Consider the following 13,230-nt stretch of genomic DNA (forward strand, 5'->3'; position numbering starts at 1 on the left):
TGGTCCCATGCCGGCGCAGCGGCTATGAGGCGACATGCGCAAGACCGCCCCTCAACGACTGGCCGAACGCGAGGCCCGGGCCCGCTCGGAACTGCTCGACAGCCTGTTCGACGTGTGGATCGGTCAGGCGAGCAATGACGCGACCCTCGACCGCCTCGGCCCGGTCGACCCGCTGAACGCTGCCGACGTTTCGCGCGCGCTCAAGGCCGACATCGCCGGCCCCTTCGGCGAACTGACGCGTGAGACCCAGGGGCGTATCCGGGCCGCCCTGACCGTCCTCGCCTTGTCGGACGGCCAGGAGTTCCGGGCCTACTGGCTCGATCTGCGCGCCCCGTTCGGCGCCACCGAAGCCGAGGCCGACGCCATCTTCCCCGTCGTCGCACGGACGTTCGGCGCCAGACTGCCCGACACGCCGCCGAAGATCGCATCATGATCCGCCTTCACGTCATTCCGGACCTGTCCGCCGGCGCCGCCGTCGCCCCGACGCTCGACCAGTCGCGCTATCTGACCCAGGTCATGCGGCTGAAGCTCGGCGACGATCTGCTGATCTTCAACGGCCGTGACGGCGAGTGGCGCGCCACAATCGCCGAAATACTCAAGAAGGGTGTCGTCCTTCGCGCCGGGGAACAGATCCGCCCCCAGACTCTCGGCCCCGACCTCGAACTGATCGTCGCCGTGGTCAAGAAATCGCGCGTCGAGACCATCGTCGAGAAGGCCGCGGAACTCGGCGCCCGCCGCGTGCGCCTGACGGTCACCCAGCGCACCAATGTCGAGCACATCCGCCTGGACCGCCTCGACGCCATCGCCATCGAAGCCGCCGAACAGACCGGCCGCCTCGACGTGCCGACCGTCGACGATCCCGAAAAACTCGCCGCCATCCTCGACGGCTGGGACGGCGCGCGCCGGCTGATGTTCTGCGACGAGACCGGGGGCGCGCCGGTCGCCGCCGCCGTCACCGAGCCCGGTCCCTGGGCCATCCTAATCGGTCCTGAAGGCGGCTTCTCGCCCGAGGAGCGCGAGCGTCTGCGCGCCCTGCCCTTCACCACGGCCGTGTCGCTGGGTCCGCGCATCCTGCGCGCCGACACCGCCGCCATCGCCGCCATGACCCTGTGGCAGGCCGCCGTCGGCGACTGGGAGCGTGCGGCGTGATGTTTGCCGAACTGGCCGTGGCCACCGTGATGGTGCTGCTGACGGTCGTCATCCACGGGGCCGGGCTGCTCGCCCTCGGCCATCTGATGGAATGGATGGAGCGCGCCCGCGGCAAATCCCGGATCAGCCCCGTCTCGGGCGAGGGAGCCGTCGTCGCCGTCCTCTCGGCCCTCGGCCTCCTCGTCCTGCATGGGATCGAAATCTGGCTGTACGCCCTTGTCTATCGCGTCATCGGGGCGGTCGAGACCGTGCGTGACGCGGTCTATTTCTCCACCATCGCCTACGCCTCGATCGGCTTTTCCGACGCCGCCATGGCCCCGGAATGGAAGTTGCTGGGCGCGCTCGAGGGGATTAACGGCGCCCTTCTGCTCGGCTGGTCGGTGGCCTTCTTCGTCACCCTGATGACCCGCTTCCTGCCCGCGCGCAGGCACGACGGCTGATCGTCCGGCCCAACCCCTTGAGACCGACCGCAATCTCGCCCATCTAGCCGCAACGGGCTGTTGCCCGATCCGGGGACTGCATGACCAATCCGCTCACCTTCGACGACCTGGTCGGCGTCATGGCCAGGGGCGCCAAGCCCGAATCCGAATGGCGCGTCGGCGCCGAGCACGAGAAGTTCGGCTTCGACAAGTCGACGCTGCGCCGCCCGGCCTATGACGGCCCGAACGGCATCCTGGCCATGCTGACGGGCCTGCAGCGGTTCGGCTGGTCCCCGGTCGAGGAGGCCGGCCATGTCATCGCCCTGGAACGCAGGAACGCCGAAGGCTATGCCGCCTCGATCAGCCTGGAGCCCGGCGGCCAGTTCGAACTGTCGGGCGCCCCGCTCCAGACCATCCACGACATCTGCTCCGAGACCGGCCAGCACCTGATGGAGGTCAAGATGGTCGCCGACGAGCTGAACCTCGGCTTCCTCGGCGCCGGTTTCGACCCGAAATGGACCCGCGAAGACGTGCCGGTCATGCCCAAGGGCCGCTACGACATCATGCGCGCCTATATGCCGAAGAAGGGCGATCTCGGCCTCGACATGATGCTGCGCACCTGCACCATCCAGGCCAACCTCGACTTCGGGTCAGAGGCCGACATGGTGGCGAAATTCCGCACCTCCCTGGCGCTCCAGCCTATCGGCACCGCCCTGTTCGCCTGCAGTCCGTTCACCGAGGGGCGACCGAACGGCTTCCTTTCGGCCCGCGCCAACGTCTGGACCGACACCGATCCCGACCGCACCGGCATGCTGGATTTCGTCTTCAAGGACGGTTTCGGCTTCGAGACCTATGCCAACTACGCCCTCGATGTGCCGATGTATTTCGCCAAGCGCGGCGAGACCTATGTCGACGCCTCGGGCCAGTCGTTCCGCGATTTCATGGATGGAAAATTGCCCGCCCTGCCCGGCGAACGGCCGACGCTGAAGGACTGGGCCGACCACCTGACCACCCTGTTCCCGGAAGTCCGCCTGAAACAGTATCTGGAGATGCGCGGCTCGGACGGCGGCCCGTGGAGCCGGATCTGCGCCCTGCCTGCCCTGTGGACCGGCATCTTCTACGACGCCCCGTCGCTCGCCGCCGCCTGGGACCTGTGCAAGGACTGGGACATCGAGGACCATGAGCGACTGCGTCGCGACGTGACCCGGCTGGGACTGCGGGCCGAGGTCGCCGGGCGCTCGGTTCGCGACATCGCCGTCGACATGGTCGCCATTGCCCGCCAGGGTCTGAAGAACCGCGCCAGATTCTCCGGCGGGATGGTCGATGAGCGCGGCTATCTGTCGGAACTGGAAGACATCGCCGACACCGGCGTCACCCCCGCCGAACGGATGCTCGACCTGTATCACGGCGAATGGAAGGGCGACGTCGACCGCATCTACCGCGACTTCGCCTACTGATCTTCCGACAGCGAAAAGCCCGCCGCAGCGCGACGGGCTCTTCTAGTCTTCGCCGCAGCGAAGGCCTTTAGTTCTTGGCGGTCTCGGCGCCGGTGCTGACGGCCGAACCGGCGGCCGATACGTCGCGGCCGACGCCCGAGATGGTGTTGCAGGCCGACACGGCCAGGGCGGCGGCGACCAGCGACAGGGTGATGATCTTCTTCATGGTGGAGTTCCCCAATGGTGAAGCTCCGATAACGCCGAGCTTGGCCCTAGGTTGCATGCCCATGGTGAAGCGCTCGAGGTCGCCAAGCCATGGGTTGATCTGCTAGTCCGCAAGGATGACGCAAGCCCCCGGAACCGCCGCCCGCCGCCTCGTCGAGACCCTCGCCGTCAATGGCGTCACCCGCGTGTTCTGCGTGCCGGGCGAAAGCTATCTGGCCGTGCTCGACGCCCTGGTCGATCACCCGGAGATCGAGGTCATCACCTGCCGGCACGAGGCCGGCGCCGCCAACATGGCCGAGGCCTACGGCAAGCTGACCGGCCGCCCCGGCGTCTGCATGGTCACGCGCGGTCCCGGCGCGACCCACGCCTCTATCGGCGTGCACACGGCGCATCAGGACTCGACCCCGATGATCCTGTTCGTCGGCCAGATCGCCCTCACCGACCGCGGCCGCGGCGCCTTCCAGGAGGTCGATTACCGCGAGGTCTTCGGCGGCCTCGCCAAATGGGCGACCGAACTGGAGAGCCCGGAGCGCACCGTCGAGATCGTCGAACGCGCCTTCGCCACGGCGCTTCAGGGCCGGATGGGTCCGGTCGTCATCGCCCTGCCCGAGGACATCCTGCACGAACCCGGCGGTCCTGCGCCCGTCCGCGCCGTGACGCCGGCCAGGGGCGGCCTCGACCCCGCCTTCCTCGCCGACCTCGGCGACCGGCTGTCGAAGGCCGAACGGCCCCTGCTGGTCCTCGGCGGCTCAGGCTGGACCGACGAGGCCGCCGTCGCCATCGGCGACTGGTCCGAGCGTCTCGGTCTGCCCGTCGCCCTGTCGTTCCGCAGGAAGGACATCCTGTCGAATGACCGGTCGAACTACGCCGGAGACCTCGGCCTCGGCTGCAATCCCGAGCTGATGCAGCGCGCCCGCGACGCCGACCTGCTGATCGCCCTCGGCGCCCGGCTCGGCGAAAACCCGACCCAGGGCTACACCCTGTTCACCCGCGACCACACAGCCGACCGGCTGGTCCATATCCATCCCGGCCCGGAGGAACTCGGCCGCGTCTGGACGCCCCTGCTCAGCGCCGCTGCAGACAACGCCCTGGCCGCCCATGCCCTCGCCACGCTCGAGTCCGGCCGCACCTGGCATGATCAGGCCAGGGCCGCCCACGACCACTACCAGGCCTTCTCGACCCCCGTGCCGGTCACCGGCGCGGTCAATATGTCGGAGTGCATGGCCCACCTCGGCGAGGTTCTGCCGCCGAGCGCCGTAGTCACCAACGGCGCAGGCAACTTCGCCGCCTGGCTGCACCGCTTCTATCGCCACCGCGCCTGTCGCACCCAACTGGGCCCGACCTCGGGCGCCATGGGCTACGGCTACCCGGCCGCCATCGCCGCCAAGTCCCTGCATCCCGACCGCGAAGTCATCTGCGTCGCCGGCGACGGCGAGTTCCTGATGACCGGCCAGGAGATGGCGACCGCCGTCCAGTTCGGCATCAACGTCGTCGTCATCGTCGTCGACAACGGGACCTTCGGCACGATCCGCATGCACCAGGAGGGCCACTATCCCGGACGGGTCATGGCCACCAACCTGAAGAACCCCGACTTCGTCAGATACGCCGAGGCCTTCGGCGCGTTCGGGATCCGCTGCGAGAGCACCGAGGCCTTCCCCGCCGCGCTCCAGGCCGCCCGCGACGCCGCCAGGGACCGCCCCGCCCTGGTCCACCTGATCACCTCGGCCGAGGACATCGCGCCCAACCGGACCATCACGGGGTTGCGCGCGAAATAACTTCCCTTCTCCCCTTGCGGGAGAAGGTGGCAGCCGAAGGCTGACGGATGAGGGGTCGGGCCGGCGGTTGGAGTTGATGGATAGAGCGCCGACTTCAGATGTCAGCGTGACCCCTCATCCGACCTCGCTTCGCTCGGCCACCTTCTCTCGCAAGGGGAGAAGAACCTCTCACACGGGCCACGTCTCCGGGCTGGCCCCCAGCACCTCGCCGGCGAGATACAGCGAGCCGCAGATCACCACCCGCCCGGCGCCGAGCCTTAGCGCGCGGCTCAGCGCGGCTTCCACCGACGACGAACTCTGCGCGCCCAGACCATGCCCGCGCGCCACGGCCGCCAGCGCCGCCGGATCCGCCGCTGCGCCTTCGAAGCCGACGGTGAAGACGTGCGCGCCCGTGTCCTTCAGGGCCTCGAAGAACCCGCCGTGGTCCTTGTTGGCCAGCATGCCGACGATCAGGGCCAGCGGACGCGGCGCCTTCCTCTGTCTCTCCCCGATGGCCTCGGCCAGAGCTCGCCCCGCATGCGGATTATGCCCTCCGTCCAGCCACAGCTCGGCCTCCGACGCCCGCGCCATATCGCCATAGGGCCCCGCCGCCAGCCGCTGCATCCGCGCTGGCCACCGCGCCTCCGCCACACCCGCAGCGATGGCCTCCGCCGGCAGGTCGAGCTCCAGCGCCACGGCCACGGCCAGTCCCGCATTGGCGATCTGGTGCGGCCCCTTCAGGCCCGGCGCCGGCAGGTCAAAGAACTGTTCCTGGTCCTGGAACACCATGCCGCCGCGCTCGTCCCAGGCGTCGAAGTCTACTCCCATGACCGTCAGCGGCGCATGGGCGGCCATCGCCCGCGCCTCGATCACCGCCATCGCCGCCTCAGACTGCCGCGCCACGATCCCGCGCGCCCCGGCCTTCAGAATTCCTGCCTTCTCGCCCGCCACGCCCTCGATCCGCGTGCCGAGGAACTCGGCGTGGTCCAGATCGACCGGCGCGATGACGCTCAGCAGCGGCCGCTCGATGACATTGGTCGCGTCAAGCCTCCCGCCCAGGCCCACTTCGACGATGCACAGGTCGGCGGGCGTCTCCGCCATGGCGACGAAGGCAGCGGCGGTTGTGCTCTCGAACACCGTGGCCTCGACGCCCTGCACAGCCTCGATCCGGTCCAGGATCGCCGACAGCGCCTCGTCCGAGATCAGCTCCCCCGCCAGCCGGATGCGCTCGTTGAACCGGACCAGATGCGGCGAGGTGTAGACGTGGACCTTCAGCCCGGCCGCCTCGGCCATGGCGCGGATGAAGGCGATGGTCGATCCCTTGCCGTTGGTCCCCGCCACATGGATCACCGGCGGCAGCCGATCCTGCGGATTGCCCAGTACGGCGCACAGGGTCCGCATCCGGTCCAGCGACAGGTCGATCTTCTGGGGGTGGCGGGCGCGCAGGCGTTCGGAGACAGGATCCATGGCGGAAGTTTAGGCCGCCTGACGCCGTCCGCCCATCAGCATCGACAGCAGCTTGCCGAGCGTCTCCGGCAGGTCGGCGCGGGCGACGACGCGGTCGACCATGCCCTTTTCCTGCAGATATTCGGACCGCTGGAACCCGGGCGGCAGCTTCTCGCGGATGGTGGTCTCGATCACGCGCGGGCCCGCGAAGCCGATCAGGGCGCCCGGCTCGGCCAGGTGGATGTCGCCCAGCATCGCGTAGCTGGCCGTGACCCCGCCGGTCGTCGGGTCGGTCAGGACCACGACGTAGGGCAGCTGGGCCTCCTTCAGTTCCTGAACGGCCAGGGTGGTGCGGGCCATCTGCATCAGGCTCAGCGCGCCCTCCTGCATCCGCGCGCCGCCGGCGGCGGTGAAACAGACCAGGGGCACGCCGCGCTCGATCGCGGCCCGGGCGGCGGCGATGAAGCCTTCACCGGCCGCCATGCCCAGCGAACCGCCCATGAAGGCGAAGTCCTGGACCACCGCCACGGCCGGCGTGCCGGCGATCTCGCCGAAGCCGATGGACATGGCGTCCTTGGTTCCGGTGGCCTTGCGCGCCGCGATCAGCCGCTCGCGATAGGGTTTGCCGTCCGAGAACTTCAGCGGATCCTCGACCACGTCGGGCGAAGAGATCGCCTCATACTCGCCGTCGTCGAAGGTGTAGACCAGCCGCTGGGTCGCGTTGATGCGCATGTGCCGGCCGGACGGCGTCACCCACAGGGCGGCCTCCAGGTCGGAGCGGTACAGCATCTCGCCGCTGTCAGGATCCTTGACCCACAGATTGTCCGGCGTCTCGCGCCGGCTGACGATCTTGCGAACGCCAGGGGCGAACCGGCTGAGCCAGCCGCCGCGCTTTTCCTGAGGCTTCGGGGGAGTTTTGTCAGCCATCTTGCCTCGTGGGCGGGCCATGCCCGCCATCCCTTCACCGTGCACCCCGGCGAAGGCCCGGGTCCAGTTGTAAACTTCAGCATCCCCGGCAACAGCCGGGCTTTGATACCAGACACCGCGCCTTCGATCTGGACCCCGGCTTTCGCCGGGGCGCGCGGAGGATAGTGTCTCTAGACGGTTTCCGCCACGCGCGCACCGCGCACGGCGTCGGCGAGGGCCTTCACCCGGGACAGAACGCGGGGCGCCACGGGTTCGTTCGCGTCCAGCGCCGCCGCGACCTCGTCGACCAGGACGGAGCCTGCGACCACGGCGTCGGCGACGCGCGCGATCTCGGCCGCCCGTTCCGGCGTCTTGACCCCGAACCCGACCGCGACCGGCAGGCCCGAGGCCTTGCGCACGCGTTCGACGGCCGGGGCGACCGAGGCGGATTGCGCCTCCTTCACCCCGGTCACACCCGCGACCGAGACGTAGTAGACGAAGCCCGAGGTCCGTCGCGCGATGAGCTCCAGCCGGGCATCGTCCGAGGTCGGCGTGGCCAGACGGATCAGCGACAGGGACGCCGCATCGAGCGCGTCGGTCAACGGATCGGCCTCTTCCGGCGGGCAATCGACGACGATGCAGCCGTCCACCCCTGAGGCCGCCGCATCGCGCGCGAAGGCCTCGTAGCCATAGCTCTCGATCGGGTTGAGATAGCCCATCAGGATCAGGGGGGTGTCGGCATCGCCCTGACGGAAGGCGGCGGCCAGGGCCAGCGTCCCCTTCAGCGTCAGCCCGGCCTTCAGGCCGCGCAGCGCAGCGCGCTGGATCGGCGGCCCCTCGGCCATCGGATCGCTGAACGGGAAGCCCAGTTCAATAATGTCGGCCCCGGCGGCGGGCAGGCCGCGCAGGATCTCCAGCGCCTCATCGCGGGTGGGATCGCCGGCCATGACATAGGCCACGAACCCGGCCCGGCCCTCGGCCTTCAACGCGGCGAAGCGCGCGTCGATGCGGGCGGTCGTCATTGGGCGGGCGCGGCGGCGGCGGCGGCGCAGACGTCGCCGGGAACAGTGGCCATGGCGATGTAGCCCGGCACTTCCGGTCCGGCCGGACGGTTGGGATCGTAGAAGGCCTGCAGCTGCATGCCGTCGCAGCCGCCGGCGTCCTTGCGTTTGATGAACACCACGCGGTTGTCGTCACCGCCGGCGGCGAGCCAGCCCTGGCTTTCGAAATGGGCGACATAGGCATCGGCCAGCGCTCCGATCGAGGCCAGGGGTGCGGTGACGCAGAAAGCCTTGCCCGCCATGTCATAGAGGTTGCCGCAGGCCGCATCGAGGACTGCGCCCGGCAGGACCGGAGCCTCGATCGGCTGGCCGATACCCGTCGCCTGGGCCATGGCCGCGGCCGGCGCCAGCCCCAGAACGGGGGCCAGAACGGCCGCGATCATCATCGTCTTCATCGTCACAACTCCACGCCCAGATGCTTCGCCACGGCGAAGATGTCCTTGTCGCCCCGCCCGCACATGTTCAGCACCACGTCGCCGCCCTTGCCGACCTCGTTTGCGATCTCGCCGATCCGGGCCAGGGCGTGGGCCGGCTCCAGCGCCGGAATGATACCCTCCAGCTTCGAGCACAGCTGGAAGGCTTCCAGAGCCTCGACGTCCGTGGCCGCCCGGTACTCGGCCCGGCCGATATCCTTCAGCCAGGCGTGCTCCGGCCCGATGCCCGGATAGTCGAGGCCCGCCGAGATGGAATGGCCTTCCAGGATCTGGCCGTCGTCGTCCTGCAGCAGATAGGTCCGGTTGCCGTGCAGCACCCCCGGCCGACCCCCCTGCAGCGACGCGGCGTGGTCGGGTCCGTCCAGACCCCGTCCGGCCGCCTCGATGCCGATCAGCCGCACGCCCGCATCCTCGATGAAGGGGTGGAACAGGCCGATGGCGTTCGATCCGCCGCCGATCGCCGCCACACAGGCATCGGGCAGCTTTCCGCGCCGGGCCAGCATCTGGGCCCGGGTCTCCTTGCCGATCACGCTCTGGAAGTCGCGCACCATGGCCGGATAGGGATGCGGCCCCGCCGCCGTACCGATCAGATAATAGGTGTCCGCGACATTGGTGACCCAGTCGCGCATCGCCTCGTTCATGGCGTCCTTCAGCGTGCCGCGACCCGAGGTGACGGGGATGACCTCGGCCCCCAGCAGCTTCATGCGGAAGACGTTGGGCGACTGCCGCTGGACGTCCGCCGCGCCCATATACACCACGCATTGCAGGCCGAAGCGGGCGCAGACGGTCGCCGTCGCCACACCGTGCTGGCCTGCGCCGGTCTCGGCGATGATCCGCTTCTTGCCCATCCGCATGGCCAGCAGGATCTGGCCCATGCAGTTGTTGATCTTGTGCGCACCCGTGTGATTCAGCTCGTCGCGCTTGAACCAGATGTCCGCCCCGCCGTGATGCGCGGTCAGGCGCTCGGCGAAATACAGCGGGCTGGGCCGGCCCACATAGTGGGTCAGGAAGTCGTCCAGCTCGGCCTGGTAGGTAGGGTCGGCCTTGCAGGCCTCATAGGCCTGGTTCAGCTCCAGCACGAGCGGCATCAGGGTCTCGGCCACGAACCGTCCGCCATAGGGGCCGAAACGGCCCTCCGCGTCGGGCATGGCGTATTCGTTGGGGATGATGGCGTTCACGGGTCAGCTTTCACGCAGGCGTGCGCCCGAAATACGGCCGGGCGGAGGGTTCAGACGACGGCCTTCAGGAAGGCCGCGATCCGGGCCGCGTCCTTAACACCCGGCGCGCTTTCGACGCCAGAGGACACGTCCAGCAGGGGGGCGCTGCTGATCGCCGCAGCCTCGGCCGCGTTCCCCGGCGTCAGCCCGCCCGCCAGGAACCACGGCTTCCTGAACGTCCGCCCGCCCAGCATGGCCCAGTCGAACGTGGCCCCGACCCCGCCGGGCAGAACCGACCCCTCCGGCGGCTTCGCGTCGAACATCAGATGCTCGACGTGAGCCTCCCAGTCTTTCGCCGCATCGAGGTCTTCAGCCGTCGACACCGACAGCACCCTGATGATCCCCGCCCCGGTCAGGGTCCGCACGGCGTGCGCCCGCGCCACCGTCTCGCGCCCGTGCAACTGCACGAAGTCGGGCCTCAGATGCGCCCCGATCCGGCTCAGCAGATCATCGTCCGCATCCACCGTCACCGCCACGATCCCGGCCCGTCCGCGCGCCCGCTCGAACAGCGGCCGCGCATCCTCTGGCGCGATGTTGCGCGGACTGCGGGCGAACATCACCGCCCCCACGAACGCCGCCCCGTGATCCAGGGCGATATCGATCGTCTCGGGCGTCGTCAGGCCGCAGATCTTCACACCGGTCATGGAACGAATCCCGGCACAGCTTCCAAAGCGGCGGCGGCCGCCTGACTTTCGTCGAAGGTCGCGAGCCTCGCAGACAGTCGCGCGGCGATCACGATGTGCATGGCGTCAGGCGCTCGCAAAAGAGGTCGTCGCGCAATCATCGCTCTCGCCAGTGGTACGTCTTGGGAAAGCACCCGCTGGCGACCGCCCAATCCTTCAGTCCAGGCATCGAACGCAGCCTCTACATCGCCGAGTCTCTCTTCCCTGACGATACCCCGTCGCACCTTGTTACGGATCGCAGCGCTGAATTCGGCCGCCGCCCAGTCGCTCACCAGAAAGGGCTCGGGTGCGTCCAGCCAGAGTTCTGCGATCTCGGAATGGATGTCCGGCGTGAAGGCGGCGACGATGACGCTGGTGTCCAGAAGAACCATCAGTAGCGATAGTCGTCCCGCATGGCCCTGACCACATCTACGGTCGGCTCGACACCGGTCGATGCCGCTGCCCGAACGCGACGCAGCCATTCCAGATCGATCTTCGGTTGCGGCTTCTGGGTCGGCTCAATCGGCACTACCCGCGCTACCGGCCGACCTCGGCGCGTGATGACCACGGGCTCACCATCCAGCATCCGATCGATCAGACGCGGCAGCTGGTCTTTGGCGGTGGCGATCGAGTATTCGCTCATGCGCTCAAGATGGCCATCTAGATGGCCATTGTCAAGGTCAGGCGAACAGACTGTCGATCTCGGCTTGGGTCGCCAGCCGCCATTCGCCCGGCTCCAGATCCTCCGGCAAGGCCAGCTGACCCATCCGTTCCCGGTGCAGCGCCTCAACGTGATTGCCCGCGGCCGCGAACATGCGGCGCACCATGTGATAGCGCCCCTCGGTGACCGACAGCCGCGCTTCGGTCGGCGAAATGACCTCCAGATGCGCGGGCGCCAGCGGCTTGTCCTCGCCCTCGAGCACCAGCCCGCCGGCCTCGAACAGCGCCGCCTCCGTCCCCGTCAGCGGCCGCGCCAGTGTCGCGCGATAAACCTTGGCCACATGGCGTTTCGGCGAGATCACCCGGTGCAGCAGGTCGCCGTCGTCGGTCATGAGCAGCAGCCCCGAGGTCTGTTTGTCCAGCCGGCCAATGGTCGAGATGGCCGGATCGCGCCGACGCCAGCGCTCGGGCAGGATGTCGTAAACGAGGTCGCCGTCCTCCTTGTGCGAACAGGTCATGCCGAGGGGCTTGTTCAGAATCAGCACCAGCCCGGCGGGTGGGTCCAGCGGCCGTCCGTCGATCTGCATCCGCCCCGGCAGGTCCGCGGTCACCGCGATCCGCTTCGACACATCCGTCAGATCAACCCCGTCCAGCACGATCCCCCCGACCTTGCCCAGCCGCGCGATCTCGCTCCGCGAGCCGTAGCCCATGGATCCCAGCAGCTTGTCGACGCGGGCGGTGGGTGTCTTCATTTCGTGGCTTCGAACAGCTTGTACCCGCCGCCGTCGCCCGCCGGCGTCACCCGCTTGAACGCCGCGTTCAAATCGGCCTCATAAGGCAGGTGCCGATTGCCGACGAGCCAAAGCTCCCCACCCTTCTTCAGCATCTCGGCGGCCTTCTTGATGAAGGCCTGGCCCAGCCGCCAGTCCTCGGCCCCACCGTCATGGAAAGGCGGATTGGAGACGATGAAGTCCAGATCGCCCGCCGCCTCCAGCGTCCGCACATCGGCCCATTCGAACGACGCCCGCGCGTCCCCGACATTCTTCTGCGCCGCCTCGACGGCCCGCCGATCCAGATCGATCAACCGCAGCGACGTCACCGCCTCCGACCGCAGGACCACCGTCGCCAGCGCTCCATAGCCGCAGCCCAGATCGGCTCCGGCGCCCTTCAGCGCCGGCATATGCGCGGCCAGCTGTGCCGAGCCCGCGTCGATCCGGTCCCAGGCGAATATGCCTGGCTGCGACCAGGCCTCCAGCCCCTCGACCGCCTGCATCGCGCCCGCCGCGATCGCCGCATCCAGCCCGGTCTCGTTTCCCGTCTTGATCACCACGCAGCGCCGATGGTGCGCTTTGGCCGTCTCCCCGACCTCCAGCCCGAACGCCTCGAGTTCCTTCTTCAACCGCGAGCCGCCCTTGTCCTTGGCCGCCATGACGTCCAGCCGCCCGCCGACCTCCAGCGCCCGCAGCGCCTGCGCCAGCGCATAGCGTCGCTCCAGCACGCCCGGCGGCGCATAGACCATGGCCGTTTCGACGGAGCCGTCGGCCAGGCTTTCCAGCGCGGTCGATCCGGGGATCAGGGGAGAGGTCTGGGTCGCCGCGCCCGGCGGATCGAACACCAGCGGGGGGCGGCCGTAGAGGATCGATGGGGTCATCGGCGGGTGAATAGACCGTGGGCTGCGTGAAGTCTCCTCTCCGGTGATCCCTGCCCCCTTGCGGGAGAGGGAGATCGCGCACGGCGGCGCAGCCGTCGTCCTTGCGCGATCGGGTGAGCAACTGTGTTCGTCATCGGGTTGCGGTTCTCCATTCGGAGCGGTCGCGGACGATGGCGTTAAGCAGGGTCATGAGCTTGTTGATGAGGGCGA

16 protein-coding genes are annotated in these 13,230 nt (G+C 68.8%); 5 read left to right on the forward strand and 11 right to left on the reverse strand.

The window, feature by feature from the left end; translation table 11 throughout:
* The first annotated feature begins 34 nt into the window (after nucleotides 1–34).
* The 4 genes from ACP7A5_RS16395 to ACP7A5_RS16410 all read left to right on the forward strand — a co-directional run bounded on the left by ACP7A5_RS16395 (nucleotide 35) and on the right by ACP7A5_RS16410 (nucleotide 3,025).
* The gene (locus ACP7A5_RS16395) at nucleotides 35–433 is read left to right on the forward strand and encodes a hypothetical protein (protein WP_426042909.1); all 399 of its coding nucleotides are present in this window, start codon (nucleotides 35–37) and stop codon (nucleotides 431–433) included.
* Nucleotides 430–1,149: a 16S rRNA (uracil(1498)-N(3))-methyltransferase gene (locus ACP7A5_RS16400; protein WP_426042910.1), complete on the forward strand. Its 720-nt coding sequence runs from the start codon at nucleotides 430–432 to the stop codon at nucleotides 1,147–1,149. The genes ACP7A5_RS16395 and ACP7A5_RS16400 overlap by 4 nt, the downstream gene beginning before the upstream one ends.
* Complete coding sequence (locus ACP7A5_RS16405; protein WP_426042922.1) at nucleotides 1,149–1,589, forward strand: ion channel; 441 nt, start codon at nucleotides 1,149–1,151, stop codon at nucleotides 1,587–1,589. Before ACP7A5_RS16400 ends, ACP7A5_RS16405 begins: the two co-directional genes overlap by 1 nt.
* 80 nt (nucleotides 1,590–1,669) lie before the next feature.
* The gene (locus ACP7A5_RS16410) at nucleotides 1,670–3,025 is read left to right on the forward strand and encodes a glutamate--cysteine ligase (protein ID WP_426042911.1); all 1,356 of its coding nucleotides are present in this window, start codon (nucleotides 1,670–1,672) and stop codon (nucleotides 3,023–3,025) included.
* A 67-nt stretch (nucleotides 3,026–3,092) separates the two neighbouring features.
* On the opposite strand, the gene ACP7A5_RS16415 is transcribed toward ACP7A5_RS16410, so the two are convergent.
* Nucleotides 3,093–3,230 (reverse strand): entericidin A/B family lipoprotein, encoded by a 138-nt coding sequence (locus ACP7A5_RS16415; RefSeq protein ID WP_426037010.1) that lies wholly within the window; start codon nucleotides 3,228–3,230, stop codon nucleotides 3,093–3,095.
* Nucleotides 3,231–3,345: 115 nt separating this feature from the next.
* Between ACP7A5_RS16415 and ACP7A5_RS16420 the strand changes: the two genes are divergently transcribed.
* Nucleotides 3,346–5,004: a thiamine pyrophosphate-dependent enzyme gene (locus tag ACP7A5_RS16420; protein WP_426042912.1), complete on the forward strand. Its 1,659-nt coding sequence runs from the start codon at nucleotides 3,346–3,348 to the stop codon at nucleotides 5,002–5,004.
* A gap of 168 nt (nucleotides 5,005–5,172) precedes the next feature.
* Here ACP7A5_RS16420 and ACP7A5_RS16425 read toward each other — a convergent pair whose 3' ends face one another.
* The 10 genes from ACP7A5_RS16425 to ACP7A5_RS16470 all read right to left on the reverse strand — a co-directional run bounded on the left by ACP7A5_RS16425 (nucleotide 5,173) and on the right by ACP7A5_RS16470 (nucleotide 13,020).
* Nucleotides 5,173–6,450: a bifunctional folylpolyglutamate synthase/dihydrofolate synthase gene (locus tag ACP7A5_RS16425; RefSeq protein ID WP_426042913.1), complete on the reverse strand. Its 1,278-nt coding sequence runs from the start codon at nucleotides 6,448–6,450 to the stop codon at nucleotides 5,173–5,175.
* Between the two features lie 9 nt (nucleotides 6,451–6,459).
* Entirely contained in the window at nucleotides 6,460–7,386 is a 927-nt protein-coding gene (gene accD / locus ACP7A5_RS16430) for an acetyl-CoA carboxylase, carboxyltransferase subunit beta (protein WP_426042914.1), read from the reverse strand.
* A 140-nt stretch (nucleotides 7,387–7,526) separates the two neighbouring features.
* Entirely contained in the window at nucleotides 7,527–8,357 is an 831-nt protein-coding gene (gene trpA / locus ACP7A5_RS16435; protein WP_426042915.1) for a tryptophan synthase subunit alpha, read from the reverse strand.
* Nucleotides 8,354–8,791, reverse strand: coding sequence for a hypothetical protein (locus tag ACP7A5_RS16440; protein WP_426042916.1), 438 nt, complete (start codon nucleotides 8,789–8,791; stop codon nucleotides 8,354–8,356). Before ACP7A5_RS16440 ends, trpA begins: the two co-directional genes overlap by 4 nt.
* Before the next feature lie 2 nt (nucleotides 8,792–8,793).
* On the reverse strand, nucleotides 8,794–9,978 hold the full coding sequence (trpB, locus tag ACP7A5_RS16445; RefSeq protein ID WP_426042923.1) for a tryptophan synthase subunit beta: 1,185 nt from the start codon (nucleotides 9,976–9,978) through the stop codon (nucleotides 8,794–8,796).
* Nucleotides 9,979–10,058: 80 nt separating this feature from the next.
* A complete protein-coding gene (locus ACP7A5_RS16450) occupies nucleotides 10,059–10,691 on the reverse strand; it encodes a phosphoribosylanthranilate isomerase (RefSeq protein ID WP_426042917.1) in 633 nt (210 codons plus the stop codon).
* On the reverse strand, nucleotides 10,688–11,101 hold the full coding sequence (locus tag ACP7A5_RS16455) for a type II toxin-antitoxin system VapC family toxin (RefSeq protein WP_426042918.1): 414 nt from the start codon (nucleotides 11,099–11,101) through the stop codon (nucleotides 10,688–10,690). The genes ACP7A5_RS16450 and ACP7A5_RS16455 overlap by 4 nt, the downstream gene beginning before the upstream one ends.
* Nucleotides 11,101–11,352, reverse strand: a complete 252-nt coding sequence (locus tag ACP7A5_RS16460) for a type II toxin-antitoxin system Phd/YefM family antitoxin (protein WP_426042919.1) — start codon at nucleotides 11,350–11,352, stop codon at nucleotides 11,101–11,103. Before ACP7A5_RS16460 ends, ACP7A5_RS16455 begins: the two co-directional genes overlap by 1 nt.
* A 37-nt stretch (nucleotides 11,353–11,389) precedes the next feature.
* Nucleotides 11,390–12,121: a 16S rRNA pseudouridine(516) synthase gene (locus ACP7A5_RS16465; RefSeq protein ID WP_426042920.1), complete on the reverse strand. Its 732-nt coding sequence runs from the start codon at nucleotides 12,119–12,121 to the stop codon at nucleotides 11,390–11,392.
* The gene (locus ACP7A5_RS16470) at nucleotides 12,118–13,020 is read right to left on the reverse strand and encodes a class I SAM-dependent methyltransferase (RefSeq protein ID WP_426042921.1); all 903 of its coding nucleotides are present in this window, start codon (nucleotides 13,018–13,020) and stop codon (nucleotides 12,118–12,120) included. Before ACP7A5_RS16470 ends, ACP7A5_RS16465 begins: the two co-directional genes overlap by 4 nt.
* Between the last annotated feature and the right edge of the window lie 210 nt (nucleotides 13,021–13,230).

Source organism: Brevundimonas sp. TWP2-3-4b1 (assembly GCF_049897665.1).
GTDB classification, from domain to species: Bacteria; Pseudomonadota; Alphaproteobacteria; order Caulobacterales; family Caulobacteraceae; genus Brevundimonas; species Brevundimonas subvibrioides_B.

Bases quoted from the DNA above. Each gene is read 5' to 3' on its own strand.
- ACP7A5_RS16415 (WP_426037010.1), bottom strand. From the start codon at position 3,230: ATGAAGAAGATCATCACCCTGTCGCTGGTCGCCGCCGCCCTGGCCGTG.
- ACP7A5_RS16425 (WP_426042913.1), bottom strand. From the start codon at position 6,450: ATGGATCCTGTCTCCGAACGCCTGCGCGCCCGCCACCCCCAGAAGATC.
- trpB (WP_426042923.1), bottom strand. From the start codon at position 9,978: ATGCCCGACGCGGAGGGCCGTTTCGGCCCCTATGGCGGACGGTTCGTG.
- ACP7A5_RS16405 (WP_426042922.1), top strand. From the start codon at position 1,149: ATGTTTGCCGAACTGGCCGTGGCCACCGTGATGGTGCTGCTGACGGTC.
- ACP7A5_RS16400 (WP_426042910.1), top strand. From the start codon at position 430: ATGATCCGCCTTCACGTCATTCCGGACCTGTCCGCCGGCGCCGCCGTC.
- ACP7A5_RS16460 (WP_426042919.1), bottom strand. From the start codon at position 11,352: ATGAGCGAATACTCGATCGCCACCGCCAAAGACCAGCTGCCGCGTCTG.
- ACP7A5_RS16395 (WP_426042909.1), top strand. From the start codon at position 35: ATGCGCAAGACCGCCCCTCAACGACTGGCCGAACGCGAGGCCCGGGCC.
- trpA (WP_426042915.1), bottom strand. From the start codon at position 8,357: ATGACGACCGCCCGCATCGACGCGCGCTTCGCCGCGTTGAAGGCCGAG.
- ACP7A5_RS16465 (WP_426042920.1), bottom strand. From the start codon at position 12,121: ATGAAGACACCCACCGCCCGCGTCGACAAGCTGCTGGGATCCATGGGC.
- ACP7A5_RS16420 (WP_426042912.1), top strand. From the start codon at position 3,346: ATGACGCAAGCCCCCGGAACCGCCGCCCGCCGCCTCGTCGAGACCCTC.
- ACP7A5_RS16410 (WP_426042911.1), top strand. From the start codon at position 1,670: ATGACCAATCCGCTCACCTTCGACGACCTGGTCGGCGTCATGGCCAGG.
- ACP7A5_RS16470 (WP_426042921.1), bottom strand. From the start codon at position 13,020: ATGACCCCATCGATCCTCTACGGCCGCCCCCCGCTGGTGTTCGATCCG.
- ACP7A5_RS16455 (WP_426042918.1), bottom strand. From the start codon at position 11,101: ATGGTTCTTCTGGACACCAGCGTCATCGTCGCCGCCTTCACGCCGGAC.
- accD (WP_426042914.1), bottom strand. From the start codon at position 7,386: ATGGCGGGCATGGCCCGCCCACGAGGCAAGATGGCTGACAAAACTCCC.
- ACP7A5_RS16440 (WP_426042916.1), bottom strand. From the start codon at position 8,791: ATGAAGACGATGATGATCGCGGCCGTTCTGGCCCCCGTTCTGGGGCTG.
- ACP7A5_RS16450 (WP_426042917.1), bottom strand. From the start codon at position 10,691: ATGACCGGTGTGAAGATCTGCGGCCTGACGACGCCCGAGACGATCGAT.